A 20,185-nucleotide genomic window follows, 5' to 3' on the forward strand; every position below is an offset into this window, starting at 1 on the left:
TCACCCGCAGGGGTTGAACGGTTTCAGACAGCGGGTTGGAACGGCACGAACTCGGTGACTTCGAGATCAAACCCCGACACCGCTTTGTAAGGCACCGGTGAACTCATCAAACGCATCTTGCGCACGTTCTGATCCCGCAGGATCTGCGCGCCGATGCCCAGCGTGCGATGTGGAAAATGCGGCGGGCGGGATTTGCCGCCGCTGCGCTGACGCAATTGTTCGAGCACGCCGTCAGCGGTTTCTTTCTGCGCCAGTAACACCAGCACGCCGTTGCCGGCCGCCGCGATACTCGCCAGCGAACGCTCAAGGGTCCACTGCTGCGGTCCGTTTTCGCTTTCGCAGCCCAGGGCATCACGCAGGGTTTCGATGCTTTGCACCCGCACCAGTACCGGTTGAGTGCTTTCGATCCGGCCCTTGACCAGCGCCAGATGCAGCGCGCCTTGATAGGTGTCCTGATACGCCGTCACCTGGAATTCACCGTGGCGGGTCAGCAAGGGATAGGCCTCGCCGCGCTCGATCGTGCCTTCGTGAAGGATGCGGTAGTGAATCAGCTCGGCAATGCTGCCAATGCGCAAACCATGGCGGCGGGCGAATTCGTGCAACTGTTCGCCACGGGCCAGTTCGCCGTCCTCGTCGAGAATCCCCACCAGCGTCGCCGCCGGTTGCAGGCCCGCGAGGCGGGTCAGGTCACAAGCCGCCTCGACATGCCCGGCCCGCTGCATCACGCCACCGGGCAAGGCCTGCACCGGGAAGATATGCCCCGGTTGCACCAGATCCGCCGGGCCGCTGGCCGGGTCGACTGCCACCTGGATCGAGCGCGCCCGGTCGGCGGCGCTGATACCCGTGGACACGCCGGTAGCCGCCTCGATCGAGCGGGTAAAGCCCACGCCATGTTGCGCCCGCGAATGCGGCACCATCAGGTCCAGCCCCAGCTCGCGGCAGCGCTGTTCGGTCAGTGCCAGGCAGATCAAGCCTCGCGCCTGCACCGCCATGAACGTCACTGCTTCGGCGTCCGCCCGTTCGGCGGCCATCAGCAGTGAGCCTTCGGCATTGTTCTCGTCATCGGTGATGACCACCATCTGCCCCGCCGCGATGGCTTCGAGCAGTTGCGGCACGCTGTCGAACGCCAGACTCATTGCAGCGCCTCGTGCAGATCGGCAGCGGCTTCGGACAAGACCTGGGCGGCGCCTTCGACAAACGGCGCCATGCTGATGAAGCCGTGAATCATGCCGTCACAACGGTGCATCCGCACCGGCACTTCGGCTGCACGCAGGCGCTCGGCGAACGCCTCGCCTTCGTCACGCAGCGGATCGAATTCGGCGGTAATCAGGGTCGTCGGCGGCAAATGCGCCACGTTCCCGGCGCGCAATGGCGAGGCCAGTGGATCATCGCCCTGCCCGTCTTCCTGCAAATACTGCTGCCAGAACCAGTTCATCATGGCGCCGGTGAGGAAAAAGCCATCGGCAAATTCCCGGTAGGAATGGCTGTCGCAACCGGCATCGGTGACCGGATAGAACAGGCATTGATAGCGGATCTTCGGCCCCTGCCGTTGCACCGCCAACTGACTGACCGCCAAGGCCAGATTGCCCCCGGCGCTGTCCCCCGCCACGGCGAGCCGGGTGGCATCGACGCCCAGTTGCGCCGCGTGCTCCACCAGCCAGCAGGTCGCCCGATAACAATCCAGCGGCGCCGCCGGGAACGGGTGCTCCGGCGCCAGTCGGTAAGCCACCGACACCACCACCGCTTCAGTCAGGTGGGCCAGCGAACGGCACAGGTTGTCGTGGGTGTCGAGGTTGCCGACGACAAAACCGCCGCCATGGAAATACACCAGCAACGGCAGACTGGTCTCTTCCGACGGTCGATACAGACGCGCATCCAGTTCGCCAATCGCACCCTCGACCCGCAAATTGCGCACCTCGGCCATTGGCACGCCGGGAATCGCCGGCTGCATGTTGTCGCAGAATTGCCGGTAGTGCGCCGCATCGAGCTGGCTGTAATCGGGTGCCGGCAGGTCGCTGAATTGCTGGAGTATCAGCGCGATCTGTTTATCGAGCGGCATGGGTGTTTTCCTCTACATCGGACATGTTGAATTGGGGGTTGGACTCTTCGAGGATGCTCTGCACCCGTTGCTGCAGGGCCACTTTGAAACCTTTGTGGGGAAAGACCCAGAAGCGTTTTTCGGCGATGGCGGCGAACACCTGTTCTGCGAGTTCGGCAGGCGTCATGCCCTGGCGAATGCTGCTGTCGAGCAATTGACTGAACGACGAACCGGCGCCGTCGACCACTTGATTGGAGGCCATGATTTCACTGGCCACCGGCCCCGGGCACACCACCGAAACCGACACGGGTGCACCGAGCATGCTCAGTTCGTAATGCAGGGTTTCCGACAGTGCGACCACCGCTTGTTTGGTCACGTTGTAAGGCGCCATCAACGGGCTGCTGAGCAGACCGGCCAGGGACGCGGTATTGATCACATGGGCCGCACGACCCTGACGCAGGAACAACGGTACGAAACAGCGAATGCCGTTGATGACCCCGCAGAGGTTAACGTCGAGCATGCGTTGCCACTGCTGCGCGGTGATTTCCCAGCTGTAGCCGGTCTGCATCACGCCGGCATTGTTGAACAACAGATCGACCTCGCCAAACCGGTCGAGGGCAACATCGCGCAAGCGCTCCACCTGTTCCAGATCGCCGACGTTGGTGACGCAGGCGACCACCTGCGCTCCGCCGCCTCGCAGTTCTGCGCAAAGTGCTTCCAGCCGCACCCCATCGAGATCGGCCAATACCAGGCGCATCCCCAGTTTCGCTGCATGTTCGGCCAGCCCTCGCCCGATACCACTGGCGGCACCAGTAATGACCGCGACTTGCCCTGATTGCTGATTCATTGCCTGCTCCAGACAAAAAAGTCCAATGGCGTCAGTAGAGCGGGCGCCGCTCGGCCGGCCATCGTCCATTCAGACGATGCCCGCTTCTGCAGGGGCGGCAGAATCTCCAGCAAGCTCAAACCCGTGAACCTGGGAGAATAACAAGATGAGTACCCTGCACCGTATCGAAGCCAAACTGCTGGAAGACCGCTACGCACGCGGCTGGCACTGCCTGGGCCTGGCCGCCCCCTACCGCGACGGCAAGGCCCACCGCCTGGACGTGTTCGGCACCCGGCTGGTGGCGTTTCAGGGCGGGGACGGCGAGCTGCACATCCTCGACGGTTATTGCCCGCACATGGGCGCCGACCTCAGCACCGGTTGCGTCGAGGGCAATTCGATTCGCTGCCCTTTCCATGCCTGGCGCTGGGGCGCTGACGGCGTGTGCGATGACATTCCTTACGCCAAGCGCATTCCGCCTCGGGCCAAACTGAAGAGTTGGCCGCTGATGGAGGAAAACCATCTGCTGTTCGTCTGGAATGACCCCGAAGGCAACCCGCCGCTGCCCGAGCAACGCATCCCGCGCATTGACGCCTGCTTCAGCAACGAATGGGCCGAGTGGGAAGTCGCCGAATTGCAGATCGACACCAACTGCCGCGAATTGATCGATAACGTCGCCGACATGGCGCACTTCGGCACGGTGCACGGCGCCCCGGTCGAGGCCTTCAGCAACGTGTTCGAAGGCCACCTCGCCACGCAGATCATGAGCGCCCGCAGTGAGCGGCTGTCCGGCGACAGCGCGCTGAGCACCGTGGCCACCTATTACGGGCCGGCCTACCAGATCACCGAAATGACCGGTGCCATGAACGGCCAGCCGATCCATTCGATCCTGCTCAACTGCCATGTGCCGATTGACCTCGACAGCTTCACCCTGCGCTACGGCGTGCTGGTGAAAAAGATCCCGGGCCTGAGCGAAGAACAGAATCAGGCGATGGCCAAGGCCTATGTGCAGCAGGCCCAGGCAGCCTTTTACGAGGACGTGTCGATCTGGCACAGCAAGACCCGCGTCGACAACCCGCTGCTGTGCGATGGCGACGGCCCGGTCTATCAATTGCGCCGCTGGTACGAGCAGTTCTACACCGACGTCGCGCTGCTTTCGGCGGAGGTGAAGGAGCACAAAGAGTTCATCGTGCGGGCCCGCGAACACGCCTGATCAGCGGGTTTTCGCGATCCTGCGCCTGACCGGCCGCCGCCGGTCAGGCCTGGTGCCCGGGCGTTGCAAGTGGTCGATACAGGCGCTTATTCTCGGGCACCGCAAACCACTAATAATAAGAACGGGTTCCCCATGCAGCAGAGCCTCAGCCTCGACACGTTCAGCGATCTCATCGGCAACCTGTATCAGGGGCCGCTGGAAACCATTCCCTGGGCGACCTTTCTCAACCAGCTCAACGTTCATCTTGAAAGCAAATACGTGACCTTCATCCTGCGGCCGCCCAGCACCCACGTGGACGGACTAATGGTCAACACCACCGGCACCTCCACCGAAGCCGTCGCTTCGTACAACACGCATTTCTTCACCCTCGACCCCTTCGTCGGCCTGCCCAACCGTCAGGTGGTGACCCTTGCCGAATTCGTCTCCAGCGATGACTGGCAGAAATCCGAGTTCTACAAGAACTTCCTCGAAGCGGTGGACGTGTTCCATATCCTCGGCGCCGACATCAATACCTGCGACGGCGCCCAGTGCCGGATCCGTATCAGTCGCGGGCGGGATGACAAGCCGTTTGGCGATGAAGAGAAAACCCTGCTCGCGCATTTCATTCCGCACCTCGAGCGCTCGATCAAGGTTCACATGCAACTCAACCGCATCGAGGTCGAACGCAACCTCTACGCCGGTGCGGTGAATCAGATGGCGGTCGGCACGATCATCCTCGACGAAGCCGGCAAAGTGCTACAGACCAACCAGGTCGCCGACCGGCTGATCCAGGAAAAGGACGGCATCAAACTGGTCAACGATGGCCTGCAGGTCGGTACCGACCGCGACACCCAGGAGTTTCGCCGCTTGGTGAAGCAGTCGCTGCTCTCGCAGAAAAGCAGCAACCCGTCGATGGTCGAGGCACTGCGCGTGCAGCGGCCGTCCGGGCGCGCCGACCTCGGCATCATCGTGCGTTCGGTGCCGCTGTCGGAGTGGAGCGAAGGCAAACAATGCCCGACGGTGGTGATCTTCATCAGCGATCCGGAGCAACAGTCCACCGCGCCCCAGGAGATCGTCCGCGCCCTGTTCGACTTCACCCCGGCCGAAACCCAACTGGCGATGTTGCTGGCCAACGGGCTGACCCTCGATGAAGCCTCGGAAGAACTGGGCATCAGCCGCAACACCGCCCGCGCCCACCTGCGCTCGACCTTCTCCAAGACCGGCGTGACCCGCCAGACCATGCTCGTGCGCCTGATCCTGCGCAGCGTGGCGACCCTCGGCTGACAGGCCTCCCGCGCCATCGCCCGCCCGGGCGATGGCTTCTGTTCACAACTAGTCCATTCAGACGAAGCCGAAGATCTCCCGCCGCCTTACCTTGCCTCTACAACAACAAAAAAACCGTATGAGGCCCGCCATGCGAAATTCCACCTGCGCCCTGCTGCTGATCGTCTGCGTCGGCAGTTCCGTCAGCCTGTGTCAGTTGTTCAGAAACGAAGCCTATCGACCGAGCGCCGCGCTTCTGGGTTGTTCGAGCACGGCGGTGAATTGCTACCCGCCACTGGTGCGCAATCTGCTGCCATAAATCTGCGTCCATAGACCTGTTCAAATAGAAAAGCACCGGCCTGCAAGCAGCACCGGTGCTTTTTGTTGTCTGTCGAGGATCAGGTCGGCAGGAAGCCCCGCGCCCGGGACAAGGTCAGCGCCAGGTCTTCGATCATGTCTTCCTGACCGCCAACGGTGCCGCGCCGCCCCAGCTCCACCAGCAGTTCGCGGGCGGCCACCAGGTACTTTTTCTCCGCCCGTTTGGCGAACAGCAGGAACGAGCTGTAGACCCCGGCATAGCCCAGCGTCAGGGCATCGCGGTCGAGGCGGATCGGCTGATCCATCATCGGCACGATCAGGTCTTCGGCCACGTCCATGATCCCGTACAGATTGACGCCGCTTTCGACGCCCATGCGCTCCAGCACCGCAACGAATACTTCCAGCGGCGTGTTGCCCGCGCCTGCGCCAAGCCCCGCTGCCGAGCCGTCGATACGTGCAGCGCCCGCCTCGATCGCGGCCAGGGAGTTGGCAATCGACATGCCCAGGTTGTGGTGGCCGTGAAAGCCCACTTCGGTCGCCGAGTTCAGACCGGCGCGCAGTACGCCGATTTTCTCGCTGACTTCGTCCGGGAGCATGTAGCCCGCCGAGTCGGTGCAGTAAATGCAGTTGGCGCCGTAACTCTCCATCAACCGCGCCTGCTCCAGCAGTTTTTCCGCGCTGACCATGTGGGCCATCATCAGGAAACCAACAGTGTCGAGGCCCATTTTCGCTGACATGCCGATGTGCTGGCCGGAAACGTCGGCCTCGGTGCAGTGGGTGGCGACGCGGATGGTCGACACCCCGTGCTCATGGGCCATGCGCAGGTGATCGAGGGTGCCAATGCCGGGCAGCAATAGCGCCGAGACTTTCGCCTGGCGCAGCCGTGGAATTACCGCCGAAAAATATTCCTCGTCGCTGTGGGCCGGCATCCCGTAGTTCAGCGACGCACCGCCGAGGCCGTCGCCATGGGTGATTTCGATCAGCGGCACGCCGGCCGCATCGAGGCCGGTGGCCACGGCGATCATCTGGTCCAGGCTGATCTGATGCTGTTTGGCGTGCATGCCGTCGCGCAGGCTCATGTCGTGAAGACGAACGCGTTTACCTTGCAGATTCATGGTCATTCTCCACTTAACGGGCGGGCAGTTGCAGGGCGCCCTTGTGGGCTTCTTCGGCGAACATTTCGGCGGTGCGCAGGCCGGCGGCGGTCATGATGTCGAGGTTGCCGGCGGACTTGGGCAGGAAATCCCCGAGGCCTTCCACCTCGATGAAGATCGAGACCTTGCGGCCATCGAACACCGGGCCGTTGATCAGCTTGTAACCGGGCACATAGCGCTGCACTTCCTCGACCATCTGCAGCACAGAGGCGCGAATCCGCTGCTGATCCGGCTCGTCGTCCGTCAGGCAATGGATGGTGTCGCGCATCATCAGCGGCGGTTCGGCCGGGTTGATGACGATAATCGCCTTGCCACGGCGGGCGCCGCCGATCTTCTCGACCGCGCCGGCCGTGGTGCGGGTGAACTCGTCGATGTTCTGCCGGGTGCCCGGCCCGACCGAGCCGGACGACACGGTGGCGACAATTTCACCGTAACTCACCGATTGCACCCGCGACACCGCCGCCACCATCGGGATCGTCGCCTGGCCACCGCAGGTGACCATGTTGACGTTCATCGCCAGCGACGCCGCGTGTTCCTTGAGGTTGACCGGCGGCACGCAGAACGGGCCGATGGCCGCCGGCGTGAGGTCGATCATGATCACCCCCAGCTCGTTGAGCTTGCGGCTGTTCTGCTCGTGGACGTAGGCCGAGGTCGCGTCGAAGGCGATGCGAATGTCATCGTCGAGGACATGGGGCAGCAGCCCGTCGACGCCGCCGGCGGTGGTTTTCACCCCCAGTTCACGGGCGCGCTTGAGGCCCTCGGACTCGGGGTCGACGCCGACCATCCACACCGGCTCGATCCATTCCGATCGACACATTTTCATCAGCAGGTCGGTGCCAATGTTTCCCGGGCCGATAATGGCCGCTCTGAGTTTCTTGTTCATCCGGTTAAACCCCACGGGTCAGGCGCAGAAAGACACCCGGGCAGAGCCCAGGCCATCGATGGTCAGAGAAAAACGGTCGCCCGCACGGGCAGGCTCAAGCGGTACAAGGGAGCCTGAGAGAATCAGCTCTCCCGCCTTGAACGGAATACCGAAGGCGCCCAGGGTGTTGGCCAGCCAGGCAACCGCCGTCAGAGGGTTACCCTGCACCGCCGAGCCCAGTCCTTCGCTCAGCGGTTCGTCGTTCTTGAATACGCGCATGTGCAGGTTCGGCAGGTCCAGCGCTCGCGGATCGGCTTGCACATCACCCAGCACAAACACACCGCAAGAGGCGTTGTCGGCGACGGTATCCTGAATGCGGATGCGCCAGTCGTGGATCCGTGAGTCGACGATCTCGAAGCACGGCGTCACGTATTCGGTCGCCGCCAGTACATCGGCTTCAGTCACGCCGGGGCCGATCAGGTCGTGCTTGAGCCGGAACGCGATCTCGCCCTCGGCACGGGGCTGGATCAGCCGGTTGGCCGACAGGGAAATATTCGCGTCATTGTCGAACGACATCTGCCGGGTGATGAAGCCAAAATCCGGCTGATGCACGTTGAGCATTCGCTGAACTGCTGCCGAGGTCACGCCGATCTTCTTGCCGACGATTTGGTCACCGGCCGCGACCCGACGCTCGATGCAATAGAGCGAAACGTGGTAGGCGTCTTCGATGCTGATCGACGGCCAGCGCTCGGTCAGCGGGGCCACGGTGTTGCCCGCAAGCAGCGCCTGATACAACTCTTCGCCGAACTGGCGACGCAATTGCGCGCTCATCGCTGGCCTTCCTGGAAGAAGAACAGACACTCGCGATTGAACAGCTCGCGGTACTCGACCATCACCCAATGCCCGCATTCGCTGAGCAGCACAAACCGGATGTTCCGGCAGTGCTGCATCATCGTTTGCGCACCCGACACCGGACAGAACTTGTCGTCCATGCCCCAGAACCCGAGGATCGGGCACTGCAATTCCTTGAGGCGTTCGGTCATGTTCGGCACTTGCATGGTCGACAGCACGCAGACCGGTTGCTCGCGCACCACGGCGACCCGTTCGTTGACCGTTTCAGAACTGATCAACGACTCGTCGAACAATTGCAGGGTCAGTAAACGGCGCATGCCATCGGCGTCGTGCAATTCACCTCGGGCAAACGCGGCGCCCATTTTCTGGATGCCTTCCATTTGCAGGTAATACTGCTCCTTTTCCATCAACCCGCCCGGCGCCATCAGCACCAGTCGGCTGACCCGCTGCGGCTGGTCCAGGGCCAGTTTGATGGCGATGGCGCCGCCCAGGGAGTTGCCCACCAGAATGCAGCGCTGAATATCCAGGGCATCGAGCAGCCCGCTCAGGGCGCTGACGAAAAAGTCCAGGGTGTAAAGGGTGTCCGGCTTGTCGGACGCGCCATAACCCGGCAGGTCGGGCACGATCACGCGGTAACCGGCGGTGACGAACAACGGGTAGTTCTGTTTGAAATTGCTGTGGCCGCTGGCACCGGGCCCGCTGCCGTGAATGAACACCACCGTCTCGGCGCTGCCGGTGCCCTCCCCGCCGATATCCAGATAATGCAGCCGCAACCCCTGCGGCAGCGTAACGAAGTGCCCTTGCGCCATTGCGCTCATAAGGTGTGCTCCCGGCTATTGTTGTGGCCGGATTATTTCCGCTGGCCAGCCCCCCAACATCGTCCGACAGGACTAGCCGTCCTAGTCTTTTCGGACGTTGGCCACCGGGCCCCGCGCCCCTAGCATCGAGGGCACTGATCTTTGACTGAACGAGGCTTTTGCATGCTGGATGCGCTGGATTTTCGCGGCAAAGTGGTGCTGGTCACCGGAGGTGGCAAAGGGGCTGGTCGGGGTATCAGTCAGCGGTTTCTCGATGGCGGTGCCGAGGTGGTGATCTGCGGGCGTGAGGCGCCGGATTCACTGCCTTTTGGCGCAGGACGCGAGGCAGTGTTCCTGCCGTGCGATCTGCGTGACGTAGAGCAATCCGGGCGGTTGATCGACGCCATCGTCGAGCGTTTTGGCCGGCTCGACGTGCTGGTCAACAATGCCGGCGGCTCGCCGAATGCCGACGCCGCCAGCGCCTCGCCGCGTTTCAGCGAAGCGATCATTCGCCTGAACCTGCTGGCCCCGCTGAATCTCTGTCAGCAGGCCAATCGGGTGATGCAGATGCAGGACAACGGCGGTGCAATCATCAATATCTGTAGCGTCAGCGCGGTTCGTCCTTCACCGGGCACGGCGGCTTATGGCGCGGCCAAGGCTGGATTGCTCAACCTGACTCGCTCGCTGGCCGTGGAATGGGCACCGAAGGTGCGGGTCAACGCGGTCACGGCCGGGTTGATCCTTACCGAACAGGCCGCCCTGCATTACGGCGATCAGGCCGGTATTGCCCGTGTGGCTGCAACCATTCCGCTGCAACGCCTGGCGGCGCCGGAAGACATCGGCGATACCTGCCTGTACCTCGCCTCCCCTCTGGCGCGTTATGTCAGCGGCGCGGACATCACCGTGCATGGTGGTGGCGAACGCCCGGCGTTTCTCGACGCTGCCCAGTCCCATTGAACCTGATCAAAAGGAAATCCAGCATGCCGGCAACTGCCTGCCACAGCGTTCTGCTCGAACTGTCTCCGCCCGCCGCCTGGGCCAAACTGCGGGATCTGCGCCTGGCGCCCCACTATGTGCCGGGACTCACCGGCTGCCAGCTGCATCCCGGACCAATCGAAGGGCTCGGCGCCAGTCGCCGGGTATTTCGCAAGGGCGGCCAGTGGCTGGATGAAAGCGTGGTGCAATGGCAGGACGGCGTCGGTTTTGTCCTGGTGCTGCACAAGGCCAGCGCCGGTGCGCCCTTCCCGTTTCGCGAAGCCAGTTTCAGTTATGCCTTGCAGCGCGAGGGTGAGTTCAGCCGCATGACCACCCAGATGCACTACAGCCTGCGCGGCGGCAGACTGATGGAAAAACTGCTGGGCAAGGCGTTCAACAAGGTTGTGCGGCAGATTGCCGAGAATCTCAAGGTCTATTACGAAAACGGTATCTCGCAATGAATCGGGTTGCAGGCTGCGATATGGCGCAGCCTGCAACCGCAATCAGGGCTGCGGCCCGATGTTGGCTTCGCTCCAATAGGCTTTCATCGAGCGGATCTTGCCGGCGTCATCGAATTCCATCACATCGATCACATGCAGCGAGCATGGCTGCCCCGCCCACTGCATGTCGACCCGAAACGGCATCGCCCCACACCCGTTCAAGGTCGCGCGAACCGGGCCGGTCAACGTAGCTGAAACCTTGCTCGCGCCCAGGCCCTGGCGGTAGAAGCGCTCGATGTCAGCGAGGCCCTGAATCGGCGGCTGACCGACCGGGTCTTCGACCGTCGCACCCTCGTTGTACAGTGCAAGAATTCCGTCGATGTCACCGGCATCCACCAACTCCACATAACGGGCCATGGTGGTTTGAATCTGCTGTGCGCTGATCATTCAGACCACCTCGAACAGTGCCGCAGCGCCCATGCCGCCGCCGATGCACATGCTCACCACCACATAACGCAAGCCACGGCGCTGACCTTCGATCAAGGCGTGACCGACCATCCGCGCACCGGACATGCCGAACGGATGCCCCAGCGCAATTGCCCCGCCGTTGACGTTCAATCGCTCCTGAGGGATGCCCAGCGTGTCACGGCAATACAGCACCTGACAGGCAAACGCTTCGTTCAGCTCCCACAGGCCGATGTGGTCCATGGTCAGGCCTTGGCGCTTGAGCAGTTTCGGAATCGCGTAGATCGGGCCGATGCCCATCTCGTCGGAGTTGCAGCCCGCGACGGCCATCCCGCGATAAATCCCCAAGGGTTCCAGCCCGCGTTTCTCGGCCAGTTTGGCGCTCATCAACACCGAAACTGACGCGCCGTCGGACAGCTGCGAAGCATTGCCGGCGGTAATGAAACGGCCCTTTTCGGTCCATTCGCCGCCGGCCCAGACCGGTTCCAGGGCAGCGAGATTCTCGCGGGTGGTATCAACGCGGTTGCACTCGTCGCGTTGCAGGCTGAGGGTTTCGAAGCGTGTTTCGCCAGTGGCCTTGTCGAATATCGCCTTGCGACTGGTCATCGGCGCCAGTTCCCGGTCGAACAGCCCGGCGCTCTGGGCCAGGGCGGTACGCACCTGGCTGTGGTAGCTGTATTCGTCCTGCTCCTCGCGGCTGATGCCGTAGCGGGCGGCGACGATCTCGGCGGTTTCGATCATCGGAATGTAAGCGTGCGGATCGCGCTCAAGCACTACCCCGGACTGATTGCGATAGAGGTTCTTGTGCTTGTTCTGCACCAGTGAAATCGACTCCAGGCCACCGGCCACGGCTATGTCGATTTCGTCGCACATGATGCTTTTGGCGGCCATGGCGATGCTCATCAACCCCGACGAGCATTGACGTTCGACGGCCATGCCCGACACGGAAAACGGCAAGCCGGCGGCAATCGCACACTGGCGACCGAGGTTGTAGGACTGCGTGCCTTGCTGCGCCGCCGCGCCGATGATCACGTCGTCCACTTCACCGGGCTCGATGCCCGCCCGGCGCACGGCTTCGCGCACCACGTGGCCACCGAGCAGTGGCGCTTCGGTGTCGTTGAATGCACCGCGAAAGGCTTTGCCGATCGGGGTGCGGGCGGTCGAAACGATGACGGCTTCTTTCATGCGGGACTCCTCGAAGGTGCTGCTGAATCTTGCGGGTAGTAGCGGCTGATGGTGTCGACCACGCAGCCAGGGCGTTCTTCGCCATCGATCTCGACACTGACGCGGATGGTCGCCTGGACGCCGCCCTTGACCTCGTCGACGGCCATCAACTGCGCACGACCGCGCACACGAGAACCCACCGGCACCACCGTGGGAAAACGCACGCGCTCGCAGCCATAGTTGACGCCCATGGCGATGCCGCGCACCTCGACGATCTGCGGCAGAAACAGGTTGACCAGCGACAGGCTCAGATAGCCGTGGGCGATGCAGCCGCCGAAGGGACCACTGGAGGCCTTGACCGGGTCGACGTGAATCCACTGATGATCGCCAGTGGCTTCGGCAAACAGATTGATGCGGTCTTGCGCCAGCAACAGCCAGTCGCTGACGCCCAGCTCTTCACCCACCGCGTCGCGCAGGGCGAAAGGCGTGTCGAAAATACGCGGCATGTCACGCCCTCTGGCTGGAGACCGACAACACTTCGCCGGTCATGTAGGAGCTGTAGTCGCTGGCCAGGAACATCATCACATTGGCCACTTCCCAGACCTCGGCGGCGCGGCCGAAGGCTTCGTTGGCCGCCAGTTGCTCGAGCACGGCCTGCGGCGCGGATTTGCGCAGGAAATCGTGCAAGGCAATGCTCGGGCTCACTGCGTTGATGCGGATTCCGTAATCGGCGGCCTCGACCGCCGCGCAGCGAGTCAACGCCATGACCCCGGCCTTGGCAGCGGCGTAGTGCGCCTGCTCTTTTTGCGCCCGCCAGCCAAGGACCGAAGCGTTATTGACGATGACCCCGGCGCCACGCTCCATCATCTTCGGCAGCATGGCCCGGGTCATGCGCATGGTGCCGGTCAGCGTCACGTCGAGGACCCGGCTCCATTGCTCATCGGTCATCTCCACCAGCAACGCGGAACCACCGAGGCCGGCGTTGTTGATCAGCACGTCGACGCCTTCGAGGTCACGCTCGGCGCTGGCAATCAGCTGTTGCACCTGGGCTTCGTCGGCGACGTTGCAGACTTGCCCGAAAACCTGCTGCAGACCGGTGGTTTCGCGGATTTTCAGCACCGCTTCGGCCAGCCGCCCTTCATGGATGTCGCTGATCATCAAGGCCCGACAGCCTTCCTCGGCGGCCCGCAGCGCGGCGGAAAAACCGATACCGGCGCCGGCTGCTGCCGTGATCAGCACCGACTTGCCACGCAACAGACCGTGACCGGCGACATAGTGAGGAACAGACATGGAAAACTCCTTGATCACACAGGAAGGCGTGGCTCTTTGGGCATGCCCAAAGCGCGCTCGGCGATGATGTTGCGCTGGATCTCGTTGCTGCCGCCGTAGAGGGTGTCGGCACGGCTGAACAGGTAAAGCGATTGCAGGCGCGTGAGTTGATACGGCGCGGCCTCGAGCAGTTCGGCGTCGGCGCCGAGGACGTCCATCGCCAGCTTGCCGAGGCTGGCGTGCCAGGTGGACCAGAACAGCTTGTAGATGGTCGCTTCCTTGCGCAGCGAACCGTCCTGGGCACCCGACAGCATGCGCAGCGAGTTGTAGCGCATGATCCGCAGGCCGCTCCAGGCCTGGGCCAGACGCTGACGCAAGGCCGGATCGCGCGCGGCACCATTGGCCCGGGCGATGCCGATGATCTCGTTCAGTTCATTGTGAAACTGCATCTGCTGACCGAGGGTCGACACCCCGCGCTCGAAACCGAGCAGCGCCATGGCGATCTTCCAGCCCTCGCCCGGCTGGCCGACGATGTTGGCGGCATCGGTACGGGCGTCGTCGAAGAACACTTCGTTGAATTCCGACGTGCCGGTCAGTTGCTCGATCGGTCGCACGGTGATTTCGGCCTGCGCCATCGGCACCAGCAGGAACGACAGACCGCGATGGCCGACACTGCCGGGCTCGGTGCGGGCCAGCACAAAACACCAGTCCGATTCATGGGCCAGTGAGGTCCAGACTTTCTGCCCGTTGATGATCCAGCTGCCGCTGTCTTCATCCAGCGTGGCCCGGGTCTTGACGTTGGCGAGGTCCGAGCCGGCGCCCGGTTCCGAATAACCCTGGCACCAGAATGCCGTGCCGTTGACGATCCCCGGCAGGAATCGCCGCTGCTGTTCGGCGCTGCCGAAAGCGGCGATGGTCGGGCCAGCCAGGCCTTCGCCGATATGCCCCATGCGTCCGGGACCGCCGGCGCGGGCGTATTCCTCGTGGAAGATCACTTGCTGACTGATCGACAGTCCTCGGCCGCCGTGCTCCGGGGCCCAACCCACGCAGGTCCAGCCACCCTCGGCGAGCTTGCGTTCCCAGGCTTTGCGTTCCTCGGGGAACATGTGCTCGTCACCCGGGCCGCCGCGAAAACGCAGGGCTTCGAATTCGCCGCTGAGGTTGACGCGCAACCAGTCAGCCACTTCCTGACGGAAGCGTTCATCGTGTTCGCTGAAACTGATCTTCATGGCTGCTCCCCCAGAATCGCCTCGGCGATACGCTCCAGATGCCAGGCCGGCAGACCGAGAAAACTCTCGCTGGCGCGGGCGCGTTTGAAATACAGGTGCACGTCGTATTCCCAGGTGAAGCCGACCCCGCCGTGCAACTGAATGGCTTCCGAGGCGCAGTGAAAGAAGGTGTCCGAGCAGTGGGCCTTGGCCAGCGCGGAGGCTGTCGGCAACTCGGCGGCCACCTGCGGATCGCCTTCAGGGTCGAGCACTTCCTGGGCGACGCACGCCGCGTAATAACTGGCTGAACGGGCGCATTCCACCTGCAGCATCATGTCGGCGGCGCGGTGTTTGAGGGCCTGGAAACTGGCGATCGGCCGGCCGAATTGCTGGCGTTCCTGCATGTAGGCGACGCTCAGATCCAGCACTTGTTGCGCGCCGCCGGTCTGTTCGCAAGCCAGGGCGATGCAGGCCAGTTGCAGCACCCGTTCAAGGTGCGGCCAGCCTGCGCCGAACTCGCCGAGCAGGCATTGCCCGTCGAGGTACACGCCGTTGAGCCGGATGCGTGCCTGACGACGGGTCTGGTCCATGGTCGGCAGCATCTGCCGCTCGATTCCGGGGTGATCGGCATCCACGGCGAACAGGCTGATGCCTGCCTCGCCAACGGATCCGGGCAGTCGTGCAGCGATGATCAGTAGGTCAGCGCCATGCCCGTCGAGCACATGATTGAGCGTGCCGTTGAGCACAAAACCGTCGCCCTCCTTCACCGCCGTGACCTGCACGTCTTCGGCGGCCCGGCCGTTGGCGCTGCTGAATGCCAGTGCGGCGGTGACGCTGCCGTCGGCAATCAATGGCAGCCAGCGCTGCTTTTGTTGATCGTCAGCGGCCAGCAGCAACGCCGGCGTGGCCATGCAAGCGGTGGCAAAAAACGGAGAACACAGCAATCGACGGCCCATCTGTTCCAGCAAGATGCCCAGTTCGACAAATCCGAGCCCCAGCCCGCCATAGGCTTCGGGAATATGAATCGCCGGCCAGTACATTTCGCTGCACAGGCGCTGCCACAACGCCTCGTCGAAACCCCGCTCACTGACCATCGCCGCGCGCACGGCGGCTGAATCCGAGACATGCGCCAGAAAACCTTCGGCCGATTCGCGGATCATTTCCTGTTCGTCGCTGAATGCAAACTCCATCGCGGCGCCTTCTACTCGTCTGGCGGAGCACCCGTGAAGTGGTGCCCCTTTGAGTAGCGAGTCTGGTCCGGGCGGTGCACGGCAGAATCGTCAGGCTTGCCTAGTCCGAATGGAGGTTGTCGAAAGTTTTGAACGAATTGGCTTTCATCCGGATCTTTCTTTCGAGGTTAACTTGCAAGTTAAAAGGCCAACTAACCAAGTAATTCACTCAACTATCAAGAACGCTTATAGCCAGCCGCAATAACTCAAATAACAAAAAATAATGCCACTTGGCCACCATCTAAGTAGCTTGCTAACAAACCAAGTTGAAATAGTTTCTCATTTGGCGGCTTAAACAGTATTTAAATAGCTTCAACAAAACCATTCATCTTGTTGAATATCTTGACTAAATCTACGAACAATTCCCGCTACGTTGCGGCACTTCCACACCCACTAAACACCCGCTGAAAAACGCCATCACCCAATCGACTTGCAAAACCACAACAACCGTCTAGGTTCATGAATATCTTCGCAAGCGCTATCAATCGAATAATAAAAACAGCCCTCCCGGCGGGAGCGTTCATTCTTCTGAAACAAACAAGACGCTGCTTTAGTTGCTGAACGGAACTCAGTCATCACAATCAAGAGGGATGCTTGATGAAGCACAGCCGTTGGTATCGTGCGCTCTCGAAAAATGCGTCGGCCGGACATTTCTGGCTGTCACTGTTTTGCTTTGCAGTACTGGTGATTGCCAGCTTCCTGTTGTTCGAACAGCAGATCCAGGACTTCCTCAATCATCTCGACCTGTACCTGCCGAGTTCCCCCACCCAGCAACTCAACCTCGCGCTTTTGCTGATCGCCCTGTTGGCGCTGGACGTTGTGTTGCCCGTGCCTTCCAGTGTGGTCGCGCTGCTGGCCGTGGCCATTTTGGGCAGTGTCGGCGGTTATCTGGTGATCTTCATTGGCCTGTGCCTGGGGGCCGGGTTGGGTTACGCATTGGGTGCCGGCTATTTCCGGATGCTGTCCAGTCGTCTCGGCCTGCATCAACGCAAGCCCGGGCAAATGGCCTATCGACTGGGCACGCTGTCGTTGATCTGCCTGCGCGGGGTGCCGGTACTGGCTGAAACCTCCGTGGTAGCGGCGGGCATGCAGCGTTATCCGCTGCGCTCATTCCTGCTGGTGACCACCCTGGCCAACGCCGGTCTGGCACTGGCCTACAGCGCCATCGGCACATTCCTCGTCGAGGAGAACGCGTTGCTGGTGACGATTCTCGCCAGCATGGTGTTACCGGGGCTGTTCATCGCCGGCTACAGCCTGTTCAAAGCCTTGCGCAAACACACTGCCGAGCAAACGCTGCACGGGCGATTCGAGGTCAGTTACGACTACCCGGTGGTGTTCACCGATCACCTCTTCGACGCTTCCAACCCCTGCCTGCATCAACAACTCACCAACCGGCAAAACGGCCGGGTGACGGTGATGGTGTTCGCCGATGAACAACTGCTGAAAAGCGCGCCGCACCTGCTGGCACAGATCGATGGCTACTTTGCCGCCCATGCAGCGGACCTGCATTTGCAGGCGCCGCCGATTGCGGTGCCGGCCGGTGAACTGAGCAAGGATTCTCAGGTGTTGGAGCAGCTTTACGCCGACATGCTGAAACATGGGCTGGACCGGCATTGTTATGTGTTGTCTCTGGGCGGCGGCGCGGTATTGGATTCCGTAGGCTACGCCTGCGCCACCTTCCATCGCGGCATACGCCTGATCCGTGTGCCGAGCACCGTGCTGGCCCAGAACGACGCCGGCATCGGGGTGAAAAACGGCATCAACGCCTTCGGCCAGAAAAACCTGCTCGGCGCCTTCTACCCCGCCACCGCCGTGATCAATGACTTCCAGTTGCTGACCAGCCTGACCCGCCGCGACCAGATCGCCGGGCTGGCCGAAGCGGTGAAAGTCGCGCTGATCAAGGACCGGGAATTCTTCGAATGGATGGAACAACAGGCCGACGCCCTCGCCCGCTTCGATCATTCGGCCAGTCGTTACGCGATCCGCCGTTGCGCCGAACTGCACCTGGCGCACATCACCGGCGCCGGCGATCCCTTCGAACGCGGCAACGGGCGACCACTGGATTACGGGCACTGGGCCGCGCACAAGCTGGAAAACCTCAGCCACCACCGCTTGCGCCATGGCGAAGCCGTGGCGGTGGGCATGGCCCTCGACGGGCTCTACGCCAATGCCCTCGGACTGTTGAGCGATGTCGACTGTGAACGGGTGATGAGCCTGTTGACCCAACTCGGTTTCAACCTGTGCCCGCCGGAACTGACCCTCAAAGATGCGCAAGGTCGCTCACCGGTGTTGCTCGGGCTGGAGGAGTTCCGCCAGCACCTCGGCGGACAACTCTCGATCCCGATGCTCAGCGGAATCGGCCAGTCGGTGGACCTGCATGAAATCGACGATGCGCGGATGGAGCGGGCGCTGCAGAAGCTGTCCACCCGCAGCATCCCGGTGCTCGACCTGAGCGAGGGCTTCGCGAAATGAGCCAGACGCCGCGAAGCCTCAAGACCTGGATGACCCTCGGCCGTGTCTCCAACCTGCCCACGGTGTGGACCAACACCCTGGCCGCCGCGCTGCTGGCCAGCAGCGCCGGTGCACTGGCGCCGCCCTCGTGGCTGGTGTGGATTCTGCTGCTGTTCACCCTGTCGCTGCTGTATCTGGCCGGCATGTTGCTGAACGATCTGCTGGATGCCGACTGGGACCAGCAACACCACAATCCTCGGCCCATCACGCTGGGGCTGGTCAGTCGCCAGCAAGTGCGCCTCGCCACCGTGTTGTTACTGACATTGGCGGCAGCCTCGGTGCTGGGCCTGAGCCAGTTAATCGACCAGCCTCATTGGCTGTTGGCCAGCGTCAGCCTGTTGGTGGGCTGCATCATTGGCTACAACGTGCTGCACAAAAAATACGCCCACAGCGTCTGGTTGATGGGCGCCTGTCGCTCGGCGCTGTACCTCACGGCGGCGGCCAGCCTGGCGGTGCCGCCGGAGCCGATCTGGCTCTGCGCGATTTTGCTGGGCGTCTACATCAGCGGGCTGACTTACCTGGCGCGCAATGAGCACAACAACCAGTTGCTCAGTCGCTTGCCCTTGTTCTTGATGCTGAGCCCGCTGGCCCTGGCGATCTACGCCGACAATTTGTGGTTCTGGCCGGTGCTGTTGCTCTGGCTCGGCTGGCTGGGCTGGCATTACCGGCAGCACCTTGCCGACCCGCAGCAGCGCAAGGTCCGCGCCTTTATCGGTGCCGGGCTCGCGGCGCTGCCACTGTTCGATGCGTTGGTGATGGCCGTGGCCAACCAGCCGTTGGGCAGCCTGCTGTGTGTCCTGGTGTTTTTCCTGCTCCCACACTTTCAACGCTGGATCAAACCGACATGAACATGGACGTCACCGCGCCGCCGACGGCGGCCCTCGGCATGCGCCGCGATTGCCTTGCCGAACACCATCAGGCCCTCGCCCGGCAACTCGATGACAGCGAATTGCACTGGTGGCGTCAGGCACAGGAGCAACTGGCCCGGCAGCCGGACGCCAATACCGCATCGCTCCTGAGCGGCCAGTGCAAGCGTCATTTGCGTGACCGGGCGCTGCCCGACAGCCACTGGAATCTGATCCAGTTGGCACGTGCGTTATTGCTGGCACAGGTCCTTGAACAGTCCTCCGAGGGCGGACAATTGTCCTTGCTGCGCCAGCTTTTTCTATGGGGCGACGATCAGGAAAAGATCGCCGTCCTCAAAGCCTTCGACTGGCTCGACAGCCAGGGGCACTGCGTGGAACTGGCGTTGCAGGCCGGGCGCACCAGCAACAGCCAGGTGTTTGCCGCCCTCGCCCTCGATACGCCCTACCCGTCCCGTCACTACCCGGAACGGGCCTTCCACCAACTGGTGCTGAAAGCGCTGGGTATGGGGCTCGATGTGCGACGCCTGACCGGCCTGAGCCAGCGACACAGCCTCACCCTCAATCAACTGGCCCTCGATCTGCTGGAAGAGCAACTCGCGGCTCACCGGGCGGTGTCCGTCGGCTTGCCCCTGGCAATTGCCTTCGACCGGCTCAGCCCGGAGCAACGCCAACGATTGACCGCCCTGGACCAACAGCAGCGCCTGCCGCCGGAATGGCGCGCCCACCTGAACTGATACCCAACGTCTCCTTTCCCTTGAC

General features: G+C 62.5%; 21 protein-coding genes. 8 read left to right on the plus strand and 13 right to left on the minus strand.

The window, feature by feature from the left end:
• Positions 1-23: 23 nt before the first annotated feature.
• The 3 genes from DLD99_RS14720 to DLD99_RS14730 are packed head-to-tail and all read right to left on the minus strand — an operon-like array spanning position 24 to position 2,885.
• The gene (locus DLD99_RS14720) at positions 24-1,136 is read right to left on the minus strand and encodes a 3,4-dihydroxy-2-butanone-4-phosphate synthase (protein ID WP_114883143.1); all 1,113 of its coding nucleotides are present in this window, start codon (positions 1,134-1,136) and stop codon (positions 24-26) included.
• Positions 1,133-2,059 (minus strand): alpha/beta hydrolase, encoded by a 927-nt coding sequence (locus DLD99_RS14725; protein ID WP_114883144.1) that lies wholly within the window; start codon positions 2,057-2,059, stop codon positions 1,133-1,135. Before DLD99_RS14725 ends, DLD99_RS14720 begins: the two co-directional genes overlap by 4 nt.
• Positions 2,046-2,885: an SDR family NAD(P)-dependent oxidoreductase gene (locus DLD99_RS14730; RefSeq protein ID WP_114883146.1), complete on the minus strand. Its 840-nt coding sequence runs from the start codon at positions 2,883-2,885 to the stop codon at positions 2,046-2,048. Before DLD99_RS14730 ends, DLD99_RS14725 begins: the two co-directional genes overlap by 14 nt.
• Before the next feature lie 145 nt (positions 2,886-3,030).
• On the opposite strand from DLD99_RS14730, the gene DLD99_RS14735 reads away from it, so the two are divergent.
• The 3 genes from DLD99_RS14735 to DLD99_RS29225 all read left to right on the plus strand — a co-directional run bounded on the left by DLD99_RS14735 (position 3,031) and on the right by DLD99_RS29225 (position 5,635).
• Positions 3,031-4,074 carry a 3-ketosteroid-9-alpha-monooxygenase, oxygenase component gene (locus DLD99_RS14735; protein ID WP_114883148.1) on the plus strand — a complete coding sequence of 348 codons (1,044 nt, stop codon included), beginning with the start codon at positions 3,031-3,033 and terminating at the stop codon, positions 4,072-4,074.
• Between the two features lie 132 nt (positions 4,075-4,206).
• Positions 4,207-5,337 carry a helix-turn-helix transcriptional regulator gene (locus tag DLD99_RS14740; protein ID WP_114883150.1) on the plus strand — a complete coding sequence of 377 codons (1,131 nt, stop codon included), beginning with the start codon at positions 4,207-4,209 and terminating at the stop codon, positions 5,335-5,337.
• A gap of 130 nt (positions 5,338-5,467) precedes the next feature.
• Positions 5,468-5,635 (plus strand): hypothetical protein, encoded by a 168-nt coding sequence (locus DLD99_RS29225; protein WP_167443775.1) that lies wholly within the window; start codon positions 5,468-5,470, stop codon positions 5,633-5,635.
• 79 nt (positions 5,636-5,714) lie between these two features.
• Here the strand turns inward: DLD99_RS29225 and dmpG are convergent, their stop codons facing one another.
• The 4 genes from dmpG to DLD99_RS14760 are packed head-to-tail and all read right to left on the minus strand — an operon-like array spanning position 5,715 to position 9,320.
• A complete protein-coding gene (gene dmpG / locus DLD99_RS14745) occupies positions 5,715-6,749 on the minus strand; it encodes a 4-hydroxy-2-oxovalerate aldolase (protein ID WP_114883152.1) in 1,035 nt (344 codons plus the stop codon).
• Between the two features lie 13 nt (positions 6,750-6,762).
• Positions 6,763-7,671: an acetaldehyde dehydrogenase (acetylating) gene (locus tag DLD99_RS14750; RefSeq protein WP_114883154.1), complete on the minus strand. Its 909-nt coding sequence runs from the start codon at positions 7,669-7,671 to the stop codon at positions 6,763-6,765.
• 18 nt (positions 7,672-7,689) lie between these two features.
• Positions 7,690-8,481 (minus strand): fumarylacetoacetate hydrolase family protein, encoded by a 792-nt coding sequence (locus tag DLD99_RS14755; protein ID WP_114883156.1) that lies wholly within the window; start codon positions 8,479-8,481, stop codon positions 7,690-7,692.
• Positions 8,478-9,320 carry an alpha/beta fold hydrolase gene (locus DLD99_RS14760; RefSeq protein ID WP_114883158.1) on the minus strand — a complete coding sequence of 281 codons (843 nt, stop codon included), beginning with the start codon at positions 9,318-9,320 and terminating at the stop codon, positions 8,478-8,480. Before DLD99_RS14760 ends, DLD99_RS14755 begins: the two co-directional genes overlap by 4 nt.
• Positions 9,321-9,482: 162 nt before the next feature.
• On the opposite strand from DLD99_RS14760, the gene DLD99_RS14765 reads away from it, so the two are divergent.
• Together DLD99_RS14765 and DLD99_RS14770 are read left to right on the plus strand one after the other, a co-directional pair.
• Positions 9,483-10,256: an SDR family oxidoreductase gene (locus DLD99_RS14765; RefSeq protein ID WP_114883160.1), complete on the plus strand. Its 774-nt coding sequence runs from the start codon at positions 9,483-9,485 to the stop codon at positions 10,254-10,256.
• Between the two features lie 23 nt (positions 10,257-10,279).
• A complete protein-coding gene (locus DLD99_RS14770) occupies positions 10,280-10,735 on the plus strand; it encodes an SRPBCC family protein (protein WP_085709929.1) in 456 nt (151 codons plus the stop codon).
• A gap of 42 nt (positions 10,736-10,777) precedes the next feature.
• Here the strand turns inward: DLD99_RS14770 and DLD99_RS14775 are convergent, their stop codons facing one another.
• From DLD99_RS14775 to DLD99_RS14800, 6 genes are read right to left on the minus strand one after another with little or no spacing between them, the layout of a single operon-like run.
• Positions 10,778-11,161, minus strand: a complete 384-nt coding sequence (locus tag DLD99_RS14775) for a steroid Delta-isomerase (protein ID WP_114883162.1) — start codon at positions 11,159-11,161, stop codon at positions 10,778-10,780.
• Complete coding sequence (locus DLD99_RS14780; RefSeq protein WP_114883164.1) at positions 11,162-12,364, minus strand: acetyl-CoA C-acyltransferase; 1,203 nt, start codon at positions 12,362-12,364, stop codon at positions 11,162-11,164.
• Entirely contained in the window at positions 12,361-12,849 is a 489-nt protein-coding gene (locus tag DLD99_RS14785) for a MaoC family dehydratase (RefSeq protein ID WP_114883166.1), read from the minus strand. Before DLD99_RS14785 ends, DLD99_RS14780 begins: the two co-directional genes overlap by 4 nt.
• Before the next feature lies 1 nt (position 12,850).
• On the minus strand, positions 12,851-13,633 hold the full coding sequence (locus DLD99_RS14790; protein ID WP_114883168.1) for an SDR family oxidoreductase: 783 nt from the start codon (positions 13,631-13,633) through the stop codon (positions 12,851-12,853).
• 14 nt (positions 13,634-13,647) lie between these two features.
• Complete coding sequence (locus tag DLD99_RS14795; protein WP_114883170.1) at positions 13,648-14,841, minus strand: acyl-CoA dehydrogenase family protein; 1,194 nt, start codon at positions 14,839-14,841, stop codon at positions 13,648-13,650.
• The gene (locus DLD99_RS14800; RefSeq protein ID WP_114883171.1) at positions 14,838-16,010 is read right to left on the minus strand and encodes an acyl-CoA dehydrogenase family protein; all 1,173 of its coding nucleotides are present in this window, start codon (positions 16,008-16,010) and stop codon (positions 14,838-14,840) included. The genes DLD99_RS14795 and DLD99_RS14800 overlap by 4 nt, the downstream gene beginning before the upstream one ends.
• A 636-nt stretch (positions 16,011-16,646) precedes the next feature.
• On the opposite strand from DLD99_RS14800, the gene DLD99_RS14805 reads away from it, so the two are divergent.
• The 3 genes from DLD99_RS14805 to DLD99_RS14815 are packed head-to-tail and all read left to right on the plus strand — an operon-like array spanning position 16,647 to position 20,160.
• Positions 16,647-18,521, plus strand: coding sequence for a 3-dehydroquinate synthase (locus tag DLD99_RS14805; RefSeq protein WP_114883173.1), 1,875 nt, complete (start codon positions 16,647-16,649; stop codon positions 18,519-18,521).
• Positions 18,518-19,408: a UbiA family prenyltransferase gene (locus DLD99_RS14810; RefSeq protein WP_114883175.1), complete on the plus strand. Its 891-nt coding sequence runs from the start codon at positions 18,518-18,520 to the stop codon at positions 19,406-19,408. Before DLD99_RS14805 ends, DLD99_RS14810 begins: the two co-directional genes overlap by 4 nt.
• Positions 19,405-20,160 carry an EboA domain-containing protein gene (locus DLD99_RS14815; protein ID WP_114883176.1) on the plus strand — a complete coding sequence of 252 codons (756 nt, stop codon included), beginning with the start codon at positions 19,405-19,407 and terminating at the stop codon, positions 20,158-20,160. Before DLD99_RS14810 ends, DLD99_RS14815 begins: the two co-directional genes overlap by 4 nt.
• Positions 20,161-20,185 lie beyond the last annotated feature (25 nt).

Origin of the sequence: Pseudomonas kribbensis, assembly GCF_003352185.1 — a bacterium.
In the GTDB taxonomy this organism is placed as follows: domain Bacteria; phylum Pseudomonadota; class Gammaproteobacteria; order Pseudomonadales; family Pseudomonadaceae; genus Aquipseudomonas; species Aquipseudomonas kribbensis.